The 2,014-nt window shown below is 43.3% G+C and carries 2 protein-coding genes; both read left to right on the plus strand.

The window, feature by feature from the left end; all coding sequences use genetic code 11:
* Nucleotides 1–197: 197 nt before the first annotated feature.
* Complete coding sequence (dba, locus tag H740_RS11060; protein ID WP_002953873.1) at nucleotides 198–365, plus strand: disulfide bond formation protein Dba; 168 nt, start codon at nucleotides 198–200, stop codon at nucleotides 363–365.
* Nucleotides 366–375: 10 nt separating this feature from the next.
* Nucleotides 376–1,890 (plus strand): disulfide bond formation protein DsbI, encoded by a 1,515-nt coding sequence (dsbI, locus tag H740_RS11065; protein WP_002953874.1) that lies wholly within the window; start codon nucleotides 376–378, stop codon nucleotides 1,888–1,890.
* The last annotated feature ends 124 nt before the right edge of the window (nucleotides 1,891–2,014 follow it).

Genomic DNA, 2,014 nt, shown 5'->3' on the forward strand with positions numbered 1-2,014 from the left:
TACGGCAAATTTGAGCTCAAATTTAGCACCCAAATGCAAAAAATAATATAAATTTGAGCGAGTTTGGAAGCGGAATTTATAAATTTGACGACTTTTTGACTAATTTACCGAAACGTCTTAAATTATAAAATTAATAATTACTTTAAGTTTTTTTGGGATAAAATTAAATTCGTAAATATTACCGATAAGGAGAAAAGATGGAATTTTTACAGCTTTTATTAGTTTTGGTGGCCGTGATAATCATTATAGCTAAACCGCAAAAAGAAAAGGTTGCGTTTGGTCTAGTCGTGGTTGCATGGCTGTTTATGGCGTACCTGTATGTAGGACACAAGTCGGGCAATCTGCTCACGGCAATCAATCTATAAGGAGCGCGGCATGAACGAAATCAAAAAAGCAAAATTTTTCTATGCGCTCATGTGCTTGGCTGGATTTTTGATCATCCTTTTGCCGGTAGGTATAGCAAACCTGATTTTTGGTTACGTGCTAAAAGACAGTCCGTGCACGTTGTGTTGGGGGCAGCGCGAGGCCATGATTTTTATCGGCGTGATGGCCCTTTTTTTCGTTAGATACGGGCTAAAGGCTAAATACTTAGCTATGCTGCTAGTGATGACGGGCTTTGGTCTGTGGCAGTCCTTTGCACACTTCGGTATCCATGCGCACAGAGATCTCGATCAGGGTTTTGGGCTCGCGGTTTTTGGTATCCATACTTATTTTTGGGCCGAGGTCGTGTTTTGGGCAGTCGTGGTGTTACTTGGAGCTATATTTTTCTTTGCGCCCAAATTTAGCGCTTTTGATGAGGAGATGGGCGGCGAGACGATCAGAAAACTCGGCTCTTTTACTCGCGCAGCCTTTATCGTTTGTGCGTTTATAATCGCTTCAAACGTATTTCAAGCTTTTGTTAGCACGGGCATTCCGCCTTATTACGGACAGGGTGATCCGGTGCGCTTTACGCTCGATCCAAAATACATCATCTGGGACGACAGCGGCTACAAAAACCACTGGAAAAAAGTATCGTTTTTGGGTAAAAGAGACGTCGCTGCGCCTGATTACGCCTTTGCTCCGGCTAGCGAGAAGCTGGGGGTAAAATTTGACAACGATCTAAGCAATGCTCCGCTAAAAGCCGACGAGAGCCTAAGTATCGCGTCTAAAAAAGAGATAGATTTTGCTAAGCCTATAAATTCTCTTGATTTTATAAACGGCGAATTCGTCGCTAGCTCGAAATGGGAAGTCTTTTTCATGGATGAAAATTTCAAGGTCGCGAGCGATTTTGAGATCGATCCGTACTTTTCGGCGACGGTCGATCCGATCATCGGCGTGATCCCGTTTATGGGCGATAAATACATGCTCATGGGCTCAAACAAGACGCTTTTGAGATTTGCCAAAAATCCTAAGGCGGACGAGGCGTTGCAATACGCTGATTTTATGCGCGGTAATGATAAATTTGAGGGGCAAGGTAAAGGACTTGGACGCGGCAGGATCGACACCGTCAGAGCTAAATTTAACCATGTGGCAAGCATCGCTACCGATGGAACGTATTTCTACTTAGCTACCGTGCCGAACAACAAAGACGCGCAAAAGTTCGTCATATCTAAAATTTTACTGAGCGACCGCACGCTTTCGGGCGAATTTACGCCAAAAGCCGCGCTCAAAGAGGGTAAGAGCCTGGGTGATCTTTACGTCACGTCGATGGCTTACAAAGACGGCTTGCTCTACGCGCTTAGCAAAAATCACAACGTTATCGCGATCATAGATCCAAAAAGCGAGGAGATCGTAAAGACGCTTGCTTATCCGAGCGAGATAACAAACGCTAGAAGTATATTCTTTAAAGACGGCGCGATGAATATTTTATCCTATCAGGATGGCAAAAATACGCTTTATCAACTAAATTAAATTTAGTTTCAAATTTAAGCCGTTTCGGAGCGATTTTTACGATGGATCGCTCCGCCGCCAAAGAGGCGATAATTTACTTTTTTTGATTTTTTAGCGCCGAATTTACGGCAAATTTGAGCTCAAA

Origin of the sequence: Campylobacter showae CC57C (assembly GCF_000344295.2) — a bacterium.
Lineage (GTDB): Bacteria > Campylobacterota > Campylobacteria > Campylobacterales > Campylobacteraceae > Campylobacter_A > Campylobacter_A showae_B.

Coding starts and splice junctions, on each gene's coding strand:
- dsbI (WP_002953874.1), top strand. CDS start 376: ATGAACGAAATCAAAAAAGCAAAATTTTTCTATGCGCTCATGTGCTTG.
- dba (WP_002953873.1), top strand. CDS start 198: ATGGAATTTTTACAGCTTTTATTAGTTTTGGTGGCCGTGATAATCATT.